This window comes from Pseudomonas sp. GD04158, from assembly GCF_029834875.1.
Lineage (GTDB): Bacteria > Pseudomonadota > Gammaproteobacteria > Pseudomonadales > Pseudomonadaceae > Aquipseudomonas > Aquipseudomonas hydrolytica.
The window spans coordinates 1-19,570 of the sequence record NZ_JAODYT010000009.1; the positions used below are offsets into that span (position 1 = coordinate 1).

At 67.2% G+C, this 19,570-nt stretch carries 19 protein-coding genes; 14 read left to right on the forward strand and 5 right to left on the reverse strand.

What is annotated here, in order from left to right; all coding sequences use genetic code 11:
• Positions 1 to 88 precede the first annotated feature (88 nt).
• Positions 89 to 1,900 (reverse strand): DUF1302 domain-containing protein, encoded by a 1,812-nt coding sequence (locus tag N7333_RS05695; RefSeq protein ID WP_096824954.1) that lies wholly within the window; start codon positions 1,898 to 1,900, stop codon positions 89 to 91.
• A gap of 309 nt (positions 1,901 to 2,209) precedes the next feature.
• On the opposite strand from N7333_RS05695, the gene N7333_RS05700 reads away from it, so the two are divergent.
• The 10 genes from N7333_RS05700 to madM all read left to right on the forward strand — a co-directional run bounded on the left by N7333_RS05700 (position 2,210) and on the right by madM (position 10,671).
• On the forward strand, positions 2,210 to 3,187 hold the full coding sequence (locus tag N7333_RS05700) for a sensor domain-containing diguanylate cyclase (RefSeq protein ID WP_129483290.1): 978 nt from the start codon (positions 2,210 to 2,212) through the stop codon (positions 3,185 to 3,187).
• Between the two features lie 105 nt (positions 3,188 to 3,292).
• Positions 3,293 to 4,960, forward strand: coding sequence for a malonate decarboxylase subunit alpha (gene mdcA / locus N7333_RS05705; protein ID WP_129483291.1), 1,668 nt, complete (start codon positions 3,293 to 3,295; stop codon positions 4,958 to 4,960).
• Positions 4,960 to 5,838: a triphosphoribosyl-dephospho-CoA synthase gene (locus N7333_RS05710; protein WP_129483292.1), complete on the forward strand. Its 879-nt coding sequence runs from the start codon at positions 4,960 to 4,962 to the stop codon at positions 5,836 to 5,838. Before mdcA ends, N7333_RS05710 begins: the two co-directional genes overlap by 1 nt.
• A 1-nt stretch (position 5,839) precedes the next feature.
• Entirely contained in the window at positions 5,840 to 6,139 is a 300-nt protein-coding gene (locus N7333_RS05715) for a malonate decarboxylase subunit delta (protein ID WP_129483293.1), read from the forward strand.
• Positions 6,132 to 6,983 (forward strand): biotin-independent malonate decarboxylase subunit beta, encoded by an 852-nt coding sequence (locus N7333_RS05720; RefSeq protein ID WP_129483294.1) that lies wholly within the window; start codon positions 6,132 to 6,134, stop codon positions 6,981 to 6,983. The genes N7333_RS05715 and N7333_RS05720 overlap by 8 nt, the downstream gene beginning before the upstream one ends.
• A 2-nt stretch (positions 6,984 to 6,985) precedes the next feature.
• Complete coding sequence (gene mdcE, locus N7333_RS05725; protein ID WP_129483295.1) at positions 6,986 to 7,792, forward strand: biotin-independent malonate decarboxylase subunit gamma; 807 nt, start codon at positions 6,986 to 6,988, stop codon at positions 7,790 to 7,792.
• A 95-nt stretch (positions 7,793 to 7,887) separates the two neighbouring features.
• Complete coding sequence (locus N7333_RS05730) at positions 7,888 to 8,523, forward strand: malonate decarboxylase holo-ACP synthase (protein ID WP_129483296.1); 636 nt, start codon at positions 7,888 to 7,890, stop codon at positions 8,521 to 8,523.
• Positions 8,520 to 9,446 (forward strand): malonate decarboxylase subunit epsilon, encoded by a 927-nt coding sequence (mdcH, locus tag N7333_RS05735; protein WP_129483297.1) that lies wholly within the window; start codon positions 8,520 to 8,522, stop codon positions 9,444 to 9,446. The genes N7333_RS05730 and mdcH overlap by 4 nt, the downstream gene beginning before the upstream one ends.
• Before the next feature lie 53 nt (positions 9,447 to 9,499).
• On the forward strand, positions 9,500 to 9,901 hold the full coding sequence (gene madL, locus N7333_RS05740) for a malonate transporter subunit MadL (RefSeq protein WP_003242268.1): 402 nt from the start codon (positions 9,500 to 9,502) through the stop codon (positions 9,899 to 9,901).
• 5 nt (positions 9,902 to 9,906) lie between these two features.
• On the forward strand, positions 9,907 to 10,671 hold the full coding sequence (madM, locus tag N7333_RS05745) for a malonate transporter subunit MadM (protein ID WP_003242271.1): 765 nt from the start codon (positions 9,907 to 9,909) through the stop codon (positions 10,669 to 10,671).
• A 103-nt stretch (positions 10,672 to 10,774) separates the two neighbouring features.
• Here the strand turns inward: madM and dkgB are convergent, their stop codons facing one another.
• Positions 10,775 to 11,578 (reverse strand): 2,5-didehydrogluconate reductase DkgB, encoded by an 804-nt coding sequence (gene dkgB / locus N7333_RS05750; RefSeq protein ID WP_011920413.1) that lies wholly within the window; start codon positions 11,576 to 11,578, stop codon positions 10,775 to 10,777.
• Positions 11,579 to 11,788: 210 nt separating this feature from the next.
• On the opposite strand from dkgB, the gene N7333_RS05755 reads away from it, so the two are divergent.
• Entirely contained in the window at positions 11,789 to 12,697 is a 909-nt protein-coding gene (locus N7333_RS05755; RefSeq protein WP_129483298.1) for a LysR substrate-binding domain-containing protein, read from the forward strand.
• Positions 12,698 to 12,792: 95 nt separating this feature from the next.
• On the opposite strand, the gene pbpG is transcribed toward N7333_RS05755, so the two are convergent.
• Positions 12,793 to 13,695, reverse strand: coding sequence for a D-alanyl-D-alanine endopeptidase (gene pbpG / locus N7333_RS05760; RefSeq protein ID WP_036986992.1), 903 nt, complete (start codon positions 13,693 to 13,695; stop codon positions 12,793 to 12,795).
• Positions 13,696 to 13,810: 115 nt separating this feature from the next.
• A complete protein-coding gene (locus tag N7333_RS05765; protein WP_129483299.1) occupies positions 13,811 to 14,764 on the reverse strand; it encodes a LysR substrate-binding domain-containing protein in 954 nt (317 codons plus the stop codon).
• A 114-nt stretch (positions 14,765 to 14,878) separates the two neighbouring features.
• On the opposite strand from N7333_RS05765, the gene betC reads away from it, so the two are divergent.
• The 3 genes from betC to N7333_RS05780 all read left to right on the forward strand — a co-directional run bounded on the left by betC (position 14,879) and on the right by N7333_RS05780 (position 19,038).
• Positions 14,879 to 16,387, forward strand: a complete 1,509-nt coding sequence (gene betC, locus N7333_RS05770; protein WP_279858573.1) for a choline-sulfatase — start codon at positions 14,879 to 14,881, stop codon at positions 16,385 to 16,387.
• Positions 16,388 to 16,430: 43 nt separating this feature from the next.
• Entirely contained in the window at positions 16,431 to 17,351 is a 921-nt protein-coding gene (locus tag N7333_RS05775) for a choline ABC transporter substrate-binding protein (protein WP_129483301.1), read from the forward strand.
• Between the two features lie 115 nt (positions 17,352 to 17,466).
• Entirely contained in the window at positions 17,467 to 19,038 is a 1,572-nt protein-coding gene (locus N7333_RS05780; RefSeq protein WP_096824939.1) for a SulP family inorganic anion transporter, read from the forward strand.
• Between the two features lie 26 nt (positions 19,039 to 19,064).
• Here N7333_RS05780 and N7333_RS05785 read toward each other — a convergent pair whose 3' ends face one another.
• The gene (locus tag N7333_RS05785) at positions 19,065 to 19,418 is read right to left on the reverse strand and encodes a YkgJ family cysteine cluster protein (RefSeq protein ID WP_003242280.1); all 354 of its coding nucleotides are present in this window, start codon (positions 19,416 to 19,418) and stop codon (positions 19,065 to 19,067) included.
• Positions 19,419 to 19,570: the final 152 nt, after the last annotated feature.

Consider the following 19,570-nt stretch of genomic DNA (forward strand, 5'->3'; position numbering starts at 1 on the left):
GCCAGTACCTGGGCGGCGAGCAGGCTCAGGCCCAGGCAACCGGCCTGGATCAACTGCTTGTGAATCATGGCGTGCTCCTTATCGGGCATCAGAAACTGACGCCAAAGCTCAGGGCGACGAAGTCGCGGTCGGTGTTGGTGTTGAAGTCGCCGCCGAAGTAGTCGGTGTAACTCAGGCTGGCGCTGTACCTGGACAGGTAGTCGGCGTCGATGCCGATGCTGAGCGACTGGTTGCCCTCGGTGAAGGTCGGCCCGTAGCCCTCGACGTCGTGGGCGAAGGCCAGGTTGGGCTTGAGGTTGACCCCGGCGATGGCGCTGTTGAACTCGAGCATGGCGCGCAGGCGGTAGCCCCAGGAGTTCTGGGTGTAGAAGCCCTTGTCGCTGCACTGGTCCGGGTTGGCACTGTTGAGCAGCGCGGTGCACAACTGGTTGCCGCTCAAGCCCAGGCCGCTGGCCGAGTCCGGCAGCACGCCGTAGCCGTAGACGCTGCTGCGGCCGAAGCGCAGGTCGGAGCCGTCGCTGGGGCCCAGGTCGCCGATATGGCTGAAGCCGACTTCGCCGACCAGGGTCAGACGGTCGGCGCGCAGCACCTGATCGAACACCTGCACCGCGCTGAGCTGGGCCTGGGTAAAGGGCATGCGCTTGTAGCCCTGTACCCGGCTGCCCGGGGCGGTGGCAGCCCAGCCAGTGTCGAAGATGGCCAGGCCGTCGAGGCCGAGCAGGTCGTTCAGCTGGCCGACGCTGGCGGCGGTGGACACCTCGGTGCCGTTGAGCGCCAGCGGCATGTTCGGCCGATGGCTGATCTCCCCCGACAGCGCCGTACCGTTGGCCAGGCTGGTGGCGAAGCTGAGGCCGTAGAGGCGGATGTCCTCGGGGTATTCCAGGCCGTAGCGGGCGCTGGCCGGGCCGGGGGCGCCGCTGATCGCGGCGAAGCTTGGCTGGCCGGTGCGCCACGAGCTTTCCGGGGTGCGGCTGTGGTAGTTCAGCGCGTAAACGCCGAACTCGGTGTCGTTCAGCGCCGGCACCAGCCAGCGCAGCGCCACGCCGAACTGGCCGCCGTCGCGCGCCTCCTTATCCGCCAGGCGTGGCACCCAGCCGTACACCGCCGGGTCGCGGTTAAAGTCGCTGCCGAAGGTGGTCATGCCCAGGTCGCAGCCCTGGGGCGCGACGTCGCCGCCGAAGAAGGTGCCGCAGTTGTCCAGCACGGTCTTCTCCCACTGCAGCTGGTAGAAGGCTTCGATCGACAGGTTCTCGCTCAGGCCTTGGGTCAGGTAGAGCATGTTCACCGGGATCAGGCCTTCCTTGATCTCCGAACCGGGGCGGCGGAAGGCGGCGACGTCGGCCGGGTTGATGGCGTTGATGCCGTTGCCGATAAAGGTGCTCTCGCCCCAGCTGACCACCTGGCGACCGGCGCGCACGCTGCCGGGCAGCTCGCCGAGCTGGTAGTTGTGGTAGACGAAGGCGTCCAGCAGTTCGCTGCCCGAGGCCTTGGCGGCGCGGTCGCGGCCGCTGTCGTCGATATCGTAGAGCAGGCGGCTCTCGTCCTTGAGCTCGAAGTCGTACCAGTACTTGCCGCGCAGGAACAGGCCGCTGTCGCCATAGCTGAGCTGCAGGTCGTGGATGCCCTTGAAGATCTTCGAAAAGGTCTCGCCGCGCTTGAAGTTGAGGCGGCCGTCGTCGCTGGTGCGGGTCGAGGCCGTGCCGCCGTTGGCGCGGCCGATGAAGCGCTTGTCCGGTGCGTCCATCGCCCAGCTGGCGCCTATCGACAGCGAGGAGTCGAAGCGCGCCTCGATCTCGCCGATGTTGAAGCTGGCGGCCTGCGCCGGCAGCGTGGGAGCCAGGCCGAGGGCCAGGCTCAAGACCGTCGGACGCAGGGCGCCGAGGCGGGTTGTTGTTGTCATGCCGTACTCCCCTGATATCTGCTCGATGTCCGCCTGCGGTTCTGGTGCCGCAGGGCGTGCAGCCTGGGAACAGGTGCGCGGCCATGCTAAGGGCGGGATCGGCCGGCTGACCTCTGAATAATCCTTATGCCCATAGCCAAAGGTGAGAGCGGCGCTGCGCGCCGGCCGGAGAACCCCCTGGCAGGGACCCGGCGGCATAACCGCCGGTTATCCCGATAGGCAGGACGGCCGCTTCGCGGCGCTTGCCGCCGGTGGCCGGGCCTGGTGTATAACGGACGGGCAGCCGTATCCGCCGCCGGAGGATTGCCCGTGAACCAAGCCATCGAAACCGACAGCGCGGTCTACAAGACCCTGCTCGAATCGACCCGGGCGATCCCCTGGAAGATCGACTGGAAGACCATGACCTTTGCCTACATCGGCCCGCAGATCGAGACGCTGCTGGGCTGGTCGCAGGCCAGCTGGGTCAGCGCCGAGGACTGGGCCGCGCGCATGCACCCGGAGGATCGCGAGCGAGTGGTGGGCTTCTGCGTGTCGCAGTCGCAGAACGGTGTCGACCACGAGGCCGACTACCGCGCGCTGACCGCCGCCGGCGACTACGTGTGGATTCGCGACGTGGTGCACGTGGTGCGCGACGACAAGGGCGAGGTGGACTCGCTGATCGGCTTCATGTTCGACATCAGCGAACGCAAGAAGACCGAGGAGCAGCTGCTGACCCTGCAGAAGCAGCTGGAGGAGTATTCCTACCAGGACGGCCTGACCGGCGTGGCCAACCGGCGCATGTTCGACCGGGTACTCACCAGCGAGTGGGCCAGTGCCCAGCGCAGCCAGCAGCCGCTGTCGCTGATCCTGCTGGATATCGATCACTTCAAGCAGTACAACGATCATTACGGCCATGTTCAGGGTGATGACTGCCTGAAGAGCGTCGGCCAGGCCCTGACCCGCGCTGCCAGCCGCCCGCGGGACTTCGTCGGGCGCTTCGGTGGCGAGGAGTTCGTGCTGGTGCTGCCGGAAACCGACGAGGCCGCCGCCCGGCATATCGCCGAACGCTGCCGCCAGCAGGTGCGCCAGCAGCGCATCGCCCATGAACGCTCTGCGGTGTCGTCCCTGCTCACCATCAGCCTTGGGGTCGGCACCATGGTGCCGGGCGCGCAGGATCGGGCGCTGGATTTCCTCAACGCCGTCGACAAGCTGCTCTATCAGGCCAAGCAGCGCGGGCGTGACCGCCTGGAAGTGGCGAGCATGACCTCCCGATCCTCGGGGGGCGATGCCGCCGACGCCCGTGTTTGAGCAATCGTTAACCTGAGCGTAACGATTGCGCGTCCTGCTTGATTGATGACCCGAGGGTCACGCTCCTAAGGTGCCTCCACGACAGCGGAACTCGTGGAGTCATCGATGACAACAACAATATCCCCACCGCCGCAGTGGTCGCGCCGTCGCGCGGAAAAGGCGCGGCGACTCGATCAGGTGCGTCACCTCGCCGATGGCGTGGTACTGCCCGGCGACAAGATCGTGGCAGCCCTCGAAGCGCTGATCGCCCCCGGCGATCGCGTGGTGCTCGAAGGCAACAACCAGAAGCAGGCGGATTTCCTTTCCCGCTCGCTGGCCAAGACCGACCCCGGCCGTCTGCACGACCTGCACATGATCATGCCCAGCGTCAGCCGCGCCGAGCACCTCGATCTGTTCGAACGCGGCATCGCGCGCAAGCTCGACTTCTCCTTCGCCGGGCCGCAGAGCCTGCGCATCGGCCAGCTGCTGGAAGACGGGCAGATGGAAGTCGGCGCCATCCATACCTATATCGAGCTGTACTCGCGCCTGCTGGTGGATCTGATTCCCAATGTCGCGCTGGTCGCCGGTTTTCAGGCCGACCGCCACGGCAACATCTACACCGGCCCGAGCACCGAGGACACCCCGGCACTGGTCGAGCCCACCGCGTTCAGTGACGGCATCGTGATCTTCCAGGTCAACGAGATCGTCGACGAGCTGCCGCGCGTGGATATTCCCGCTTCCTGGGTCGACTTTGTGGTGGTGGCCGACAAGTCGTTCTACATCGAGCCGCTGTTTACCCGCGACCCGCGCCATATCAAGCCGGTGCACGTGCTGATGGCGATGATGGCGATCCGCGGCATCTACGAAAAACACCAGGTGCAGTCGCTCAACCATGGCATCGGCTTCAACACCGCCGCCATCGAGCTGATTCTGCCCACTTACGGCGAGTCCCTCGGCCTGAGGGGCAAGATCTGCCGCAACTGGACGCTCAACCCGCACCCGACGCTGATCCCGGCCATCGAGACCGGTTGGGTCGAGAGCGTGCACTGCTTCGGCACCGAGCTGGGTATGGAGGGCTACATCGCCCAGCGCCCGGACGTGTTCTTCACCGGCCGCGACGGTTCCATGCGTTCCAACCGCATGATGTGCCAACTGGCCGGGCAGTACGCGGTGGACCTGTTTATCGGCGCCACCTTGCAGGTGGACGGCGATGGTCATTCCTCCACCGTGACCCGTGGGCGCCTGGCCGGCTTCGGCGGTGCGCCGAACATGGGCCACGACCCGCGCGGCCGACGCCATAGCACGCCGGCCTGGCTGGACATGGCGACGCCTGGCGGCGAAGGCCCGGTGACCCTGCTCGAGCGCGGCAAGAAGCTGGTGGTGCAGATGGTCGAAACCTTCCAGGAAGGCGGCAAACCCACTTTCGTCGAGCAGCTCGATGCCGTCGACGTGGCGAAGAAGGCCGGCATGCCGCTGGCGCCGATCATGATCTACGGCGATGACGTCACTCACCTGCTCACGGAAGAGGGCATCGCCTACCTGTACAAGGCGCGCACCCTGGAAGAGCGCCAGGCGATGATCGCCGCGGTGGCCGGGGTGACTGCCATCGGCCTGCGCCACGACCCGAAAGAGACCGCACGCATGCGCCGCGAAGGGCTGATCGCTCTGCCCGAAGACCTCGGCATTCGCCGCACCGATGCCAGCCGCGAACTGCTCGCGGCCAAGAGCATCGCCGAGCTGGTCGAGTGGTCGGGCGGCCTGTACAACCCGCCCGCCAAGTTCAGGAGCTGGTGATGAATGCACTCACTGCAATTCAGCCACAGCTCTCTTTAGGCGACTGGCTGGCGGATCTGGCCGTCGACGCGCTGATTGACGAGGCCGACCTGTCGCCCAAGCCGGGGCTGGTCGACCGCCGTGGCAGCGGTGCGCACACCGACCTGCACCTGGGCCTGATGCACGCTTCGGCGCTGGCCCTGTGGCCGAGCTTCAAGGCCATGGCCGAGGCTGCCCAACAACGTGGCGAGATCGATCTGCACCTGCGTGAAGCGGTGGGCCGTATCGGCCGCGAGGGCGAGGGAGAGATGCTGCGCGTCACCGGCGGCGTCAACACCCATCGCGGTGCGATCTGGGCGTTGGGGCTGCTCAGCAGCGCGGCCGCACTGGACGTCAGCGAACTGGCTCCCGCCCAGGTCGCCCTGCGCGCCGCCCGCCTGGCCTTGCTCAATGACCGGGCTGCGCCCGTCACTGGCGACAGCCATGGCGCCCAGGTCTGCCGCCTGTACGGCGTGCATGGAGCCCGCGAGGAAGCGCAGCTGGGCTTTCCATCGGTGATCCAGCAGGCGCTGCCGCAACTGGCGCGCAGCCGCGCCGCTGGGGCCGGGGAGCAGAACGCCCGCCTGGATGCGCTGCTGGCGATCATGACCCAACTGGCCGACACCTGCGTGCTGTACCGTGCCGGCGTGGCCGGGCTGACCCGCATGCAGAGCGGCGCCCGCGCGGTGCTCGCCGCCGGCGGTTGCGCCAGCCTCGACGGGCGTCGCTGCCTGCGCGAGCTGGAGCGCGACATGCTGCACCTGCGTGCCTCGCCTGGCGGCGCTGCCGATCTGCTCGCCGCCACCCTGTTCCTCGACCGCCTGCAGCATGGCCTGCCGGCGCAGCTTGGGAGTCTGTGAAATGGAAACCCTGTCTTTTCAATTCCCCGCCGGGCAGCCGGCCAAGGGCCGCGCGCTGGTGGGCTGCGTCGGTTCCGGCGATCTGGAAGTGATGCTCGAACCCGGCCAGGCCGGCACCCTGGCCATCGAAGTGATCACCTCGGTCAACGGCAGCGCGCCGCGTTGGCAACTGCTGTTCGAACGCATGTTCCGCGAGCAGCAACTGCCGGCGCTGAACATCGCCATCCATGATTTCGGCGCCACGCCCGGCGTGGTGCGCCTGCGCCTGGAACAGGGCCTGGAGGAACTGAGCCATGGCTGAGCAGAACATCCAGCGTCTGCTGGCGCAGCGCAGCTTCACCGAACTTGGTGCCCGCGAGCGGGCCCGCGCATTGCTCGATGCCGGCAGCTTCCGCGAGCTGCTCGATCCCTTCGCCCGGCTGATGTCGCCCTGGCTGCCCAAGCAGGGCATCGTGCCCCAGGCCGACGACGGCGTGGTGGTGGCCAAGGGGCTGATCGACGGCGCGCCTGCGGTAGTCATCGCCATCGAAGGCGCCTTCCAGGGCGGCAGCCTTGGCGAAGTGGGCGGGGCAAAGATCGCCGGCGCCCTGGAGCTGGCCGCCGAGGATAACAAGGGCGGCACACCGACCCGCGCCGTGCTGCTGCTGGAAACCGGCGGCGTGCGCCTGCAGGAAGCCAACCTGGGCCTGGCGGCCATCGCCGAGATCCAGGCCGCCATCGTCGAATTGCGCCAGTATCAGCCGGTGATCGGGCTGGTGGCCGGGCCGGTTGGCTGCTTCGGCGGCATGTCCATCGCCGCCGGGCTGTGCAGCTACCTGCTGGTCACCCGCGAGGCGCGCCTGGGCCTCAACGGCCCGCAGGTGATCGAACAGGAAGCCGGGCTGGATGAATACGACTCGCGCGACCGTCCCTTTATCTGGAGCCTGACCGGCGGCGAGCAGCGCCATGCCAGCGGCCTGGTCGACGGCTACGTGGCCGATGACGTCGAGGCCATTCGCAGCGAACTGCACGGCCTGTTCGCCAAGGGCAAACCTGAGCTTGAGCGCAGCCGGCGCCATGCCTGGTTCCTCGAGCGCCTGCGCGCCGTCGATACCTCGGTCCAGGCCGATGCCGCTGCCGTGCGCAGCGCCTACCAAGGAGCATGAACATGACAACAGCACAGGAACAACGCGGCCTGCACTGGTTCCAGGCCCTGGCCGGCGATGCTCAGTCGATCCCCGGACTGCCTGCCTCGCTGCGGGTGGCCGATGGCGAGCTGGCGGGGCAGGCGGTGCGCTATCTGGCGGTGATCGCCGATGCCAACAATTCCTTCCCCCGCGCCCGCAATGGCGAGGTCGGCCTGCTCGAAGGCTGGGGCCTGGCCCAAGCCGTGGACGAGGCCATCGAAGCGGATCGCGATCAGTCGCACAAGCGCGCGCTGATCGCCATCGTCGATGTGCCGAGCCAGGCCTATGGCCGCCGCGAGGAAGCCTATGGCATCCATCAGGCGCTGGCCGGCGCGGTGGACGCCTATGCCCGTGCTCGTCTGGCCGGCCATGCGGTGATCGGCTTGCTGGTGGGCAAGGCCATGTCCGGCGCCTTTCTCGCCCACGGCTACCAGGCCAACCGCCTGATCGCCCTGCGCGACGCCGGGGTGATGGTGCACGCCATGGGCAAGGCCGCCGCCGCGCGCATCACCCTGCGCAGCGTCGACGAGCTGGAAGCGCTGGCCGCCAGCGTGCCGCCCATGGCCTACGACCTGGACAGCTATGCCTCGCTGGGCCTGCTGGCGGAGGTGCTCGACATCGAGCAGGTGACGCAGCCGACGGCCGCCGACCTGGCCCGCGTGCAGGACGCCCTGAGCCGGGCATTGGCCGATATCGCCGAGGCCCCGCGCGATCTGCGCAACCGCCTGGGCGCCGCGAATCGCGCGGCTTCCTCGAAGGTGCGCGAGGCCCTGCGCGCGCAGTGGTGAACATGAACGCCGCCGTAGGGTGCGCCGTGCGCACCACAGCGGTATCTGCTTATAGCCCGGTGCGCACGGCGCACCCTACGGCCGAGGATCATTTGATGTATCACAACCCCCGTCCACATGATCTGCTCTGGGGCCTGCGCCCCGAGCGCCTGCCACAGGAGGCGCCGGGCTGGGCTAGTGCCGCCCTGAGCGGGCATGTGCCGGTGGTGGTGCGCCGTGCCCCGGCCGAGTCCGGTTGGGTGGCGGTCGGTATCCGCGGTATGGCGCGCGAACAGCGGCATGCCACCTGGATGCGCGTGAGCGAGATCAGCCGTCTGGTCAGCCCGCAGGCGGTGGCCCGGGCCGGGCACTGGCGCAGCCACGCTCAGCCGCAGTGGCCGGCATTGCGGGCGCTGAACCAGGTGGCGCCGCGGCTCGACGATCTGGGCCTGGCCTGGGGCGTGACCGGAAGCCTGGGCTTCGAGCTGGCCAGCGGCATCAGCGCCGCGCACCCGGACAGCGATCTCGACCTGTCGCTACGTGCGCCCCATCAGCTTTCGCGCGCCGAGGCGCAGACATTGTGCGCACTGCTGGATCAAGCGCCGGGTCGTATCGACCTGCAACTGGAAACCCCGCACGGCGCTGTGGCGTTGCGCGAATGGGCCGGCGAGGCGCCGCGCGTGCTGTTGAAAACGCAAAACGGCCCGCTGCTGGTCGGCGACCCCTGGCATCTGCAGCAGGTGGCGGCGTGAGTTCGCTCTGGGCCTTCCCCGGCCAGGGCGCGCAGCAGCCCGGCATGCTGCATGCCTTGCCCGAGGCACCGGTGGTGCAGGCCTGTACCGAGCAGGCCGGCGAAGTGCTGGGTGAGGACGTGCGTCTGCTCGATTCGGCCGAAGCGCTGCAAGATACCCGCGCCGTGCAGCTGTGCCTGCTGATTGCCGGCGTCGCCGCCGCGCGTTTGCTCTGCGAGCGCGGCCATCGCCCGGATTATGTTGCCGGTCTGTCCATCGGCGCCTATGCCGCCGCCGTGGTGGCCGGCGCGCTGGAGTTTGCCGATGCCGTGCGCCTGGTCGCCCTGCGTGGCGAGCTGATGCAGCGTGCCTATCCCGATGGCTACGGCATGACCGCCATCCTCGGTCTCGACCAGGCCCGCATCGAGCGCCTGCTGGCCGAAGCCGAAGGCCCGGTGTACCTGGCCAATATCAACGCCGAAACCCAGCTGGTGATCGCCGGCAGCGATGCCGCCATGGCCAAGGTCGCCGAGCGTGCCCGCGCGCTGGGAGCGGGCGCCGCGAAACGGCTGGCCATGAGCGTGCCGTCGCACTGCGAGCTGCTCGATGAGCCCGCTCGCGAGCTGGCTGCCGCCTTTGCCCACATCGACTTGCGCGCGCCACAGGTGCGCTACCTGAGCGGCAGCTCGGCGCGTCTGATCCGTGACCCCGAGGCCCTGCGCGACGACCTGGCTTACAACATGAGCCGCGTCGTCGACTGGCAGGCCACGCTTGTCACCGCCTATGAACGCGGCGTGCGCCTGCATCTGGAACTGCCACCCGGCGGCGTACTGACCGGGCTTGCCCGGCGCGTCTTCGAACCCGGCCAGGTGATCGCCTTCGAGAGCGCGCGGCTGCATACACTCGACGCCATGTTGCGTCAGGAGGTAAGCCTCGACCGCTGAGCGTGGCCTTTACCGAAGCACAAGAACAACAACTTCAAACGAGGACAACGACAATGATCATCTACGGTGTCGCCTTTCTGGCGTTCTGCACCCTGGCAGGCATCTTCATCGGAGAGCTGCTGGGCAAACTCATCGGCGTACCCGCCAACGTCGGCGGTGTCGGCATCGCCATGCTGCTGCTGATCTTCCTCGGCAGCTACCTGAGCAAACGCGGCCTGTTCACCGGCAAGTCGGAACAGGGCGTGGAGTTCTGGAGCGCCATCTACATCCCCATCGTGGTCGCCATGGCCGCCCAGCAGAACGTTTACGGCGCCCTCAGCGGCGGCCCGATGGCAATTCTCGCCGGCACCGCCGCCGTTGCCCTGGCTTTCGTGCTGGTGCCGGTACTGAGCCGCGTCGGACAAAAGAAGTCCGCTAGCGAAACGGCCCCCTCCCTGACCAAAGCACCGCGGTGACCGCCATGTACGAATCTTTGATGAAAGTCATCTCCGGCTACGGGATGCTCAGCGGTTTCGCCATCATCGGCATCACCATGTGGGTGTCGTACTGGATGTCCGACAAATTCACCAAGGGCCGCCTGCACGGCTCGGCCATCGCCATTCTGCTTGGGCTGCTGCTGTCCTATATCGGTGGCCTCTACAGCGGCGGGCAGAAGGGCCTGGTGGACATCCCGTTGTTCGCTGGCCTGGGCCTGCTGGGCGGCGCCATGCTGCGCGATTTCGCCATCGTCGCCACGGCTTTCGGTGTCAGTGTGGAGGAGCTCAAGCGTGCCGGTTTCGCCGGGGTACTGGCGCTGTTCGTCGGTGTGCTGTCGTCCTTCGTGGCCGGTGTCGCGGTGGCCATGGCCTTTGGCTACACCGACGTGGTCAGCCTGACCACCATCGGCGCCGGAGCGGTGACCTATATCGTCGGCCCGGTGACCGGCGCGGCGTTGGGCGCCAGCTCCGACGTGATGGCGCTGTCCATCGCCGCCGGCCTGATCAAGGCGATTCTGGTGATGGTGGCCACGCCCTTCGTCGCCCCCTATATCGGCCTGAACAACCCGCGCAGCGCGGTGATCTTCGGAGGTCTGATGGGCACCTCCAGCGGCGTGGCCGGCGGCCTGGCGGCTACCGATCCCAAGCTGGTGCCCTACGGCTGCCTGACCGCAGCCTTCTACACCGCCCTGGGCTGCCTGCTCGGCCCGTCGTTGCTCTACTTTCTGATGCGCGGCCTTCTGGGCTGACTCTTTGCCCGCCCTTGTGGCGGGCTTTTTATTCCGCAGTACCGGGGCGCCATGGCGTGTGCCGTCTGAATACCCCGGTGCGCGCGGCGCATCCCCCAGGGGCTCAATCCCAGCGCGGCGCAAACCCCGGGTTGGCCACCCGCTCGCCGCGCTCCAGGGTAGCGATGGCGGCCATGTCTTCGGTGCTGAGGCGCAACTCGGCAGCCGCCAGATTGGCAGCCAGGTTCTCGCGCTTGGTCGAGGAGGGGATCACCGCATAGCCCTGTTGCAGCGACCAGGCCAGGGCGACCTGCGCCGGGCTGACGCCATGGGCGGCGGCGATGCGCTGGATCTCCGGCTCGGCCAGCACCTTGCCGTAGGCCAGCGGCATGTAGGCGGTGAGGTGGATACCCTGCTGGCGGGTGAAGTCGACCAGCTTGCGATTCTGCAGCAGCGGGTGAATCTCGACCTGGTTGGTGGCGATCTCGTCGGCACCCACTGCCTCGATAGCCTGCTGCAGATGGGCGATGGTGAAGTTGGACACGCCGATGGCCGCGGTCAGTCCCTGGCGCTTGGCCTCCAGCAGCTCACCCAGGTACTGCGCCACGGGGATCTCGTCACCCGGCGACGGCCAGTGGATCAGGCACAGGTCGACCCGCTCCAGGCCCAGGCGTTGCAGGCTCTCCTGCAGGCTGGCGATCACCCGGCCAGGGCCGAGGTTCTCGGTCCAGATCTTGGTGGTGACGAACAGCTCGTCGCGCGCCACGCTGCTGGCGGCGATGGCCTGGCCGACCTCGGCCTCGTTGCCGTAGATCTGCGCCGTGTCGATATGCCGGTAGCCCAGCTCCAGGCCGGTGCGCACCGAGTCGATGGCGACCTGATCCTTGAGGCGAAAGGTGCCAAGGCCGAAGGCAGGGATGAATTTCATGGGCAATCTCCTTGATGACGAACAGGTGGCCGACCGCCAGAGCGGACCGGGACAGAAAGGTTCGGCCCGAGCACACGCAAAAAAGTTGCAGGTCCAGGGCCAGGCCGCCTGCTGACGTGGCTAGCAGGGTTGATGGGGAGCAGTATCCGCGCCAGACTCCTGCGGAAAAAAGCCGAGAACATGGCAAAGACTTTTGACTGAAGATCAACGATGAAGATCAGCCTGGAAGAAATGCTCGCGTTCGTTCGCGTGGTCGACAGCGGCTCCATCAGCGCGGCGGCCGAGCAACTGGAGCAGACCGCCTCTGGCGTCAGCCGCGCCCTCGGTCGTCTCGAGGAGAAGCTCGCGGTGACGCTGCTGCGCCGCACCACCCGACGTCTGGAACTGACCGAGGAGGGCGAGGTGTTTCTCGTCCAGGCGCGGCGCATTCTCGACAGCGTCGAGGAGGCCGAGGAACAGATGGCCGTGCGCCGCCAGGCGCCGGCCGGACGCCTGCGCATCAATACCGCCTCGCCCTTCATGCTGCATGTGATAGTCCCGCTGATCGGCGATTTTCGCGCTCTTTATCCGCAGATCGAGCTGGAGCTGAACAGCGATGACCGCATCATCGATCTGCTGGAACGGCGTACCGACCTGGCCATCCGGATCGGCCATCTGCCCGACTCCAGCCTGCATGCACGCCCGCTATGCCATAGCCGCCGTCGCGTGCTGGCCAGCCCGGAGTACCTGGCCAGGCATGGCCAGCCGATGCGCACCGAGGAGCTGGCCGGGCACAGCCTGATCGGCTTCACCGAACCGGACAGCCTCAATGAATGGCCGCTGCGCCATGCCCTCGGCGAGCGCTGGCGCATTACACCCAGCCTGCACGTTTCCAGTGGCGACACCGTGCGTGAGCTGGCTCTGGCGGGTCAGGGCCTGGTCTGTCTGTCGGACTTCATGACCGACGCCGACCGCGCCAGCGGCCGTCTGGTGGAGGTGCTGGCCGAGCAGCGCGTGGAGGTGCGCCAGCCCATCAACGCGGTGTACTACCGCAATACGGCGCTGGCCTCGCGCATCACCTGTTTTCTCGATTTTCTCAGCGAACGACTAGGCTCGCCCGGGCTGACGCCCCACGACTGACGACAACCGACGGTAGCCCGGACTGCATCCGGTCACACGACAGCACAACGAAAAAGGGCGACTCATCGAGTCGCCCTTTTTGTATCAGCGCCAGGTCACTGCGCGGCCTGCATGCTCCATTCGGTCAGCTTCTGCTGCTTGTAGCTGAGCGCGGCGGCCGGCACCGGCGTCACCTTGCCGGTCTCCATCCAGCGCTTGAGGCGGTTGGCGTCGGCCATATGGGTGTACTTGCCGAACGCACCGAGCACGACGAAGGCCACCGAACGCTGGTTCATCGAGGTGAGCATCACCAGGCAGCGCCCCGCGGCGTTGGTAAAGCCGGTCTTGCTCATGCCGATGTCCCAGTCGGGCTTGCGCACCAGTGCGTTGGTGTTGCGAAAGCCCAGGGTATAGGTCGGCTTGCGGAAGGTGACGGTCGCCTCGGAGTCGGTGCTGAACTGGCCGATCAGCGGGTACTGCTGGGTGGCCTTGATCATCAGCGCCAGGTCGCGGGCGGTGGCGACGTTGCGCTCGGACATGCCGGTGGGCTCGACGAAATGGCTGTTGTGCATGCCCAGCGCCTTGGCCTTGGCGTTCATCGCCGCGACGAACGCCGCGTGGCCACCGGGATAGTGGTGGGCCAGGCTGGCGGCGGCGCGGTTCTCCGAGGACATCAGGGCCAGATGCAGCATGTCGCGCCGGCTGATCTCGCTGCCGATGCGTACGCGCGAGTAGACGCCCTGCATCTCCTTGGTGTCGCGGATGGTGATGGGCAGCACCTCATCCAGCGGCAGCTTGGCATCGAGCACCACCATGGCGGTCATCAGCTTGGTCACCGAAGCCACCGGCAGACGCAGGTCGGGGTTGCTGGAATAGAGTTCCTTTCCGGTCTTCAGGTCGATCAGCAATGCGCTGCCCGCGGCAAGTTCCTGTTGCGGCTGGGCCGGCGCGGCCTGAAGGTTCGAGACAACAAGGCCGGCGCTCAGCAGCAGGCCCAAAATCGAATATCGGAGTTTCACGGTTCACTTCACCAGTTGGCTGGAGGACTGCAGGGTGGAACTCTCAGCAGTATAGGGAAGTTACAGGCGCGGCGCCCTAGGATGCGGCCTGCGCATGGCATGCGCCGACCTGCGGCTAGATCGCGACACCCGCCCAGCCACCTCGCGGCGGCTGCCGCTGCAGGCTGGCCAGCTCGTCCTGCAGCCAGTCGACGAAGCAGCGCACCAGCCGCGCACGCCGCTTGCGCTCGGGCATCACCACGTAATAGCCATAGGCCGAGCGGATCGAGGTATCCAGCATGCGCACCAGCAGCCCCTGGGCCAACAGCTCGTCCACCAGGTAGCGCCAGCCGATGGCCACGCCCTGGCCGGCGATGGCGGCCTGGATCAGCAAGGTGTAGTTGTCGAAGCGCAGGGCGCCGGCAGAAGGGGGCTCGACAATGCCCAGGGCGCGGAATACGCCATCCCAGGCAAACCAGTTGGCGCGCGCCTCCGGGCGCAGATGCAGCAGTGGCAGGCGCGCCAACAATGCCGCCGAGTCCACCGGCTCGCGGCCGTGCAGCAGGTGCGGACTGCACACCGGAAACACTTCCTCGCCGAACAGCAGCAGGCTCTCGCCGTGCTTGCAGCGGCCGTCGCCGAAACTGATGGCCACGTCGATCTCGCCCGGCAGGTTGCCGCCCAAGTCGCGCTCGGTGGTCACCAGGCTCACGTCCACCTCCGGGTGCAGCTGATGGAAGCGCTGCAGACGCGGCATCAGCCAGTAGGCGGCGAAGGCGAAATCGGTGGCCACCTGCAGCACCTCATGCTGCTGCCGCGCGACCACCGCCTGCAGGCCGCTGTCCAGGCTGTGCAGGCCCTCCTGCACGTAACGCAGCAACAGTTCGCCCGCTTCCGTCAGCACCAATCCGCGATGCACGCGGTCGAACAGGCGTACCGCCAGCTGCTGTTCCAGGCGCTTGATCTGCTGGCTGATGGCCGGCTGGCTGCTGCCCTGCTCGTTGGCCGCCGCGGTGAAGCTCAGCAGGCGGGCGGCCGATTCGAACACCCGCAGGCTGTCCAGGGAAATCTCATCGAGCACTTTACGCATAAGCCATGCTTATCCAAACCATGTTTAGTCCGCGGGTTTACCGCGTCTTACGCTGAAACCATCATGAGGCAAGGCAATCTCGCATAAACATAAGATATGGGACACCGGCACAGCATGAAACGCCCGAACATCCTCTTCATCATGGCCGACCAGATGGCCGCACCGATCCTGCCGCTGCACGATGCCGCCTCGCCGGTGCAGATGCCCAACCTGATGAAACTGGCCGAACGGGCCGTGGTGTTCGACTCGGCCTACTGCAACAGCCCGCTGTGCGCGCCGTCGCGCTTCACCCTGGTCAGCGGCCGGCTGCCGTCGCAGATCGGCGCCTATGACAACGCCGCCGACTTTCCCGCCGACGTGCCCACCTACGCCCACTACCTGCGCCGCCTCGGCTACCGCACGGCGCTGTCGGGCAAGATGCACTTCTGCGGCCCGGACCAGCTGCACGGCTACGAGGAACGCCTGACCAGCGACATTTACCCGGCCGACTACGGCTGGGCGGTGAACTGGGACGAACCGGACGTGCGTGCCAGCTGGTACCACAACATGTCCTCGGTGCTGCAGGCCGGCCCCTGCGTACGCAGCAATCAGCTGGATTTCGACGAGGAGGTGGTGTTCAAGGCCCGCCAGTGCCTCTACGACCACGTGCGCCTGACGCCGGAGCAGCCGTTCTGCCTGACCGTGTCGATGACCCACCCCCATGACCCCTATACCATCCCGGCCGAGTACTGGGAGCGCTACGAAGGCGTGGACATTCCCATGCCGCGCCAGCACATCGAGCAGGCCGAGCAGGACCCACATTCGCAGCGCCTGCTCAAGGTCATCGACCTGTGGGACAAGCCGCTGCCAGAGGACAAGATCCGCGACGCCCGCCGCGCCTACTTCGGCGCCTGCAGCTATATCGACGACAACATCGGCAAGCTGCTGAAGACCCTGGAGGAATGCGGCCTGGCAGACGACACCCTGATCGTCTTCTCCGGCGACCACGGCGACATGCTTGGCGAGCGCGGCCTCTGGTACAAGATGCACTGGTTCGAGATGGCCGCCCGTGTGCCGCTGCTGGTGCATGCGCCGCAGCGCTTCGCCGCGCACCGGGTCAGCCAGTCGGTTTCCACCCTCGACCTGCTGCCCACACTGGTGGAACTGGCCGGCGGCCGGGTCGAGGAGGGCCTGGCGCTGGAGGGCCGCTCGCTGCTGGCGCACCTTGAAGGTCGCCAGGGCCACGATGAAGTCATCGGCGAATACATGGCCGAAGGCACCACCAGCCCGCTGATGATGATCCGCCGCGGGCCGTGGAAATTCGTCTACTCGGAGCAGGATCCGCTGCTGCTGTTCCATCTCCAGCAGGACCCGCAGGAGCGCGAGAATCTGGCCGGCTCGGCGGACCACCAGGGCGTGCTGGCCGAGTTCCTCGCCCAGGCAAGGGCGCGCTGGGACATCCCGGCGATCCACGCCGCCACCCTGGCCAGCCAGCGCCGTCGGCGCCTGGTGGCAGAGGCTCTGAGCCAGGGCAAGTTGACCAGCTGGGACCATCAGCCCTGGGTCGACGCCAGCCAGCAGTACATGCGCAACCATATCGATCTCGACGACCTGGAACGTCGCGCCCGCTATCCACAGGTTTGAAACGCACTGCCTCCCACTACTATCAGAACAAAGGAGATACGCCATGAACCGAATCAACGCACTGTTGCTGGCCGGGGCGCTGTCCGCCAGCGCCAACGTCTGGGCTGAGGACGCGGCCTGCGCCACGGTCAAGCTGGGCGATCCGGGCTGGAGCGACATCGCTGTGACCAACGGCATCGCCAGCTTCCTGCTCGAAGGCCTCGGCTACCAGACGCAGAGCCAGACCCTGGCGGTGCCGATCATCTACGCCGGGCTGCAGAAGGGTCAGCTCGACGTGTTCCTCGGCAATTGGATGCCGGCGCAGCAGAGCAACTACGACAAGTTCGTCGCCAGCGGCGAGGTGGACCAACTGGCGCAGAACCTCGACGGCACCGAGTACACCCTGGCGGTGCCGACCTATGCCTACGAGGCCGGGGTGAAGACCTTCGCCGACCTCGACAAGCACGCCGACAAGTTCGGCAAAAAGCTCTACGGCATCGCCTCCGGCTCGCCGGCCAACGAATCGATCAAGCAGATGATCGCCGCCGACGAGTTCGGCCTGGGCGACTGGCAACTGGTGGAGTCCAGCGAGCAGGCGATGCTGGTGCAGGTCGGCCGCGCGGTCAAACGCGAGCAGTTCGTGGTGTTCCTCGGCTGGACCCCGCACCCGATGAACGTGCAGTACGACATGAAATACCTGCGCGGCGGCGAGAAGTATTTCGGCGACAGCGGCCAGGTCAACACCCTGGCGCGCAAGGGCTATGCCCAGCAGTGCCCCAATGCCGGCAAGCTGCTCGCCAACCTCAAATTCACCCAGGAGATGGAGAACAGCATCATGGATCGGGTGCTCAGCAAGCAGGCCAGCAACGCCCAGGCGATCAAGGACTGGCTGCAGGCCAACCCGCAGGTGCTCGATGCCTGGCTGGACGGGGTCACCACCCGCGACGGCGGCGACGGCCTGGCCGCGGTCAAGGCGCGGCTTTGAAATAGCCGGGGCAATTGCGTAGGGTGGGACGCAGCGCGTAGCCCGGATGCGATTCGGCGCTACGCTAGGCTCCCGCTAACTGCCCGAATCGAATCCAACCTGCCTGGCCCCAACGATGCCGCTACCCGACCTGCAGACCCTGTTGCCCTTCCTGCGCTGGCTGCCCGGCACCAGTCGCAAGACCCTCGGCAACGATCTGCTGGTCGGCCTCACTGGCGCGGTGCTGGCCCTGCCGCAGTCGCTGGCCTACGCGCTGATCGCCGGCCTGCCGGCCGAGTACGGCCTGTACGCGGCCATAGTGCCGGTGATCGTCGCCTGCCTGTGGGGCTCATCCTGGCACCTGATCTGCGGGCCGACGGCGGCCATCTCCATCGTCCTGTTCACCAGCGTCAGCCCGCTGGCCAAGGCCGGCAGCGAGCAGTTCATCGCCCTGGTGCTGCTGCTGACCTTCCTCGCCGGGCTGTTCCAGTGGCTGCTCGGCCTGCTGCGCTTCGGCGCCCTGGTCAACTTCGTCTCGCAATCGGTGGTGCTCGGCTTCACCCTGGGCGCGGCGCTGGTCATCGCCATCGGCCAGATTCCCAATCTGCTGCGGGTGGAGATCGTCAGCCAGGCCACCGCCCTGGCCAGCCTGCTGCAGATCGGTCAGCACCTGAACGACGTGCACTGGCCAAGCCTGGCCCTGGCCGCCTTCACCCTGCTGCTCTGCCTGGCGGTACGGCGCCTGTGGCCGAAGGCGCCGGCGTTGCTGGTCGGCCTGGTCGCCGGCAGCGCGCTGGTGTGGCTGCTGCCGGAACGCCTGGTCGGCGGCATCGCCCTGGTCAGCGCCTTCGAAGGCGGCCTGCCGCCCTTCACGCCGCTGCAGTTCGACCTCAACAGCCTGCTGCAGCTGCTTCCGGCGGCGGTGGCCTGCGGCATGCTCGGGCTGGTCACCAGCCTGTCCATCGCCCGCGCTCTGGCGGTCAAATCGCACCAGTTCCTCGATGCCAATCAGGAAGTGCGCGCCCAGGGGCTGTCGAACATGCTCGGGCCCTGGTTCGCCGGTTCGCTGTCGGCCGGCTCCTTCACCCGCTCGGCGCTCAACCTGCAGGCCGGCGCGCGTACGCCGCTGGCCGGGGTGTTCTCGGCGTTGCTGGTGGCGCTGTTCGCCCTGTTCGGCGCCGCGCTGCTGGCGCATATTCCGCTGCCGGTGATGGCCGCCGGCATCCTGCTGATCTGCTGGGGCCTGGTCGATCTGGCGGCGATCCGCGCCCTGCGCCGCGTCAGCCGCGCCGAGTTCGCGGTGATGCTGCTGACGCTGCTGGCCACCCTTCTGCTGGAGTTGCAGACGGCGATCTACGCCGGGGTGCTGGCCTCGCTGTTCTTCTACCTCAAGCGCACCTCACAACCGCGCGTGCGCCTGTGGCAGGACGGCGACGACGAGGTGCTGCGCATCGAGGGCTCGATCTTCTTCGGCGCCTGCCACTACATCCAGCAGCTGCTGCAGCGCAGCCGCGGCCAGCGCCTGGTGATCGACGCGCGGCATATCAACTTCATCGACTACGCCGGGGTGGAAATGCTGCACCAGGAGGCACGCCGCCTGCTGGCCGGACAGCGCAGCCTGGTGTTGCGCCAGGCCCGGCCGCAGGTGGTGGAGGAGATTCTCAAGCTCGAAGGCGCCGAGCGCTGCCCGGTGCAGTTCGAGGATTGAGCGAGAGGGGCGCGGTGCGCTCGGTGCTACACCAACCGCTGCCGCGTGGTGGCGATCAGGCGGTGCACCTGACGCTCCACCGCCGGCTCGATCGGCTGCTCCGGCCCACGCCCATGCGGGCAGGGCAGGTTCGGCGTGGTGCCGAACAGCCGGCAGATCAGCGGGCGCTGGTCATACACCTCGCAGCCGTTCGCTCCCAGATGTACGCAGTTGTACTCGGCCAGCGCCGCGTCGTGCTCGGCATCGCTTTTGACTGGCAGACGCGCCAGCTCCTCGGACGAAGCGGTGACCGGCCCACAGCAGTCGTGGCAGCCGGGCACGCAGTCGAAACGTGGGATCTGCCGGCGCAGGTGGTCGATCTTGCGGTCGGTGCAGCTCATGTTCGGACGCCTTGGGTAACGATGCCGACAGTCTACTGCGCGACGGTGATGCACGGGCAACGTAGCCCGGATGCAATCCGGAAGCTGTTGGGCGAGCGCGGAGCCTGACGCAGGTGTCTACCTCTCGCGACGCACCCTGCTGAGAGCGCTTT

Excerpts from the sequence above, each read along its gene's own strand:
- mdcA (WP_129483291.1), top strand. The coding sequence starts at position 3,293 with ATGACAACAACAATATCCCCACCGCCGCAGTGGTCGCGCCGTCGCGCG.
- N7333_RS05755 (WP_129483298.1), top strand. The coding sequence starts at position 11,789 with ATGAAGATCAGCCTGGAAGAAATGCTCGCGTTCGTTCGCGTGGTCGAC.
- dkgB (WP_011920413.1), bottom strand. The coding sequence starts at position 11,578 with ATGAAATTCATCCCTGCCTTCGGCCTTGGCACCTTTCGCCTCAAGGAT.
- N7333_RS05695 (WP_096824954.1), bottom strand. The coding sequence starts at position 1,900 with ATGACAACAACAACCCGCCTCGGCGCCCTGCGTCCGACGGTCTTGAGC.
- N7333_RS05730 (WP_129483296.1), top strand. The coding sequence starts at position 7,888 with ATGTATCACAACCCCCGTCCACATGATCTGCTCTGGGGCCTGCGCCCC.
- betC (WP_279858573.1), top strand. The coding sequence starts at position 14,879 with ATGAAACGCCCGAACATCCTCTTCATCATGGCCGACCAGATGGCCGCA.
- madL (WP_003242268.1), top strand. The coding sequence starts at position 9,500 with ATGATCATCTACGGTGTCGCCTTTCTGGCGTTCTGCACCCTGGCAGGC.
- N7333_RS05715 (WP_129483293.1), top strand. The coding sequence starts at position 5,840 with ATGGAAACCCTGTCTTTTCAATTCCCCGCCGGGCAGCCGGCCAAGGGC.
- N7333_RS05785 (WP_003242280.1), bottom strand. The coding sequence starts at position 19,418 with ATGAGCTGCACCGACCGCAAGATCGACCACCTGCGCCGGCAGATCCCA.
- N7333_RS05765 (WP_129483299.1), bottom strand. The coding sequence starts at position 14,764 with ATGCGTAAAGTGCTCGATGAGATTTCCCTGGACAGCCTGCGGGTGTTC.
- N7333_RS05720 (WP_129483294.1), top strand. The coding sequence starts at position 6,132 with ATGGCTGAGCAGAACATCCAGCGTCTGCTGGCGCAGCGCAGCTTCACC.
- madM (WP_003242271.1), top strand. The coding sequence starts at position 9,907 with ATGTACGAATCTTTGATGAAAGTCATCTCCGGCTACGGGATGCTCAGC.
- N7333_RS05775 (WP_129483301.1), top strand. The coding sequence starts at position 16,431 with ATGAACCGAATCAACGCACTGTTGCTGGCCGGGGCGCTGTCCGCCAGC.
- N7333_RS05780 (WP_096824939.1), top strand. The coding sequence starts at position 17,467 with ATGCCGCTACCCGACCTGCAGACCCTGTTGCCCTTCCTGCGCTGGCTG.
- N7333_RS05710 (WP_129483292.1), top strand. The coding sequence starts at position 4,960 with ATGAATGCACTCACTGCAATTCAGCCACAGCTCTCTTTAGGCGACTGG.
- mdcE (WP_129483295.1), top strand. The coding sequence starts at position 6,986 with ATGACAACAGCACAGGAACAACGCGGCCTGCACTGGTTCCAGGCCCTG.